Annotated in this window: 1 protein-coding gene; it reads left to right on the forward strand. The window is 42.1% G+C overall.

The window, feature by feature from the left end; translation table 11 throughout:
- Positions 1-24: 24 nt before the first annotated feature.
- Positions 25-699, forward strand: a 675-nt coding sequence (locus ACFPTQ_RS16050) for a hemagglutinin (protein ID WP_379778989.1), incomplete at its 3' end; no start/stop codon positions are given.

Raw genomic sequence — 699 nt, forward strand, 5'->3', positions numbered from 1 at the left:
CACCATGCAGTGCCAAACGGAACGATGGTGAAAACAATCACGAATGACCAAATTGAAGTTACTAATGCTACTGAACTGGTTCAGAGCTCCTCCACAGGTGGAATATGCAACAGTCCTTATCAGATCCTTGATGGAGGAAACTGCACACTAATAGATGCCCTATTGGGAGACCCTCAATGTGATGGCTTTCAGAATAAGAAGTGGGACCTTTTTGTTGAACGCAGCAAAGCCTACAGCAACTGTTACCCTTATGATGTTCCGGATTATGCCTCCCTCAGATCAATAGTTGCCTCATCCGGTACACTGGAATTTAACAATGAAAGTTTCAATTGGACAGGAGTCACTCAAAATGGAAAAAGCGCTTCTTGCAAAAGGGGTTCTGGTAACAGTTTCTTTAGTAGATTGAATTGGTTGACCCACTTAAATTACAAATATCCAGCATTGAAAGTTACTATACCAAACAATGAAAAATTTGACAAATTGTACATTTGGGGGGTTCACCACCCGGGTACGTACAATGACCAAATCAGCCTATACACTCAAGCATCAGGAATAATCACAGTCTCTACCAAAAGAACTCAGCAAACTGTGATCCCAAATATCGGATCTAGACCCAGAGTACGGGATATCACCAGCAGAATAAGCATCTACTGGACAGTAGTAAAACCGGGAGATATGCTTTTGATTAACAGCACAGGG

It is taken from the genome of Flavobacterium sp. GCM10022190 (assembly GCF_042656445.1).
In the GTDB taxonomy this organism is placed as follows: Bacteria; Bacteroidota; Bacteroidia; order Flavobacteriales; family Flavobacteriaceae; genus Flavobacterium; species Flavobacterium nitratireducens.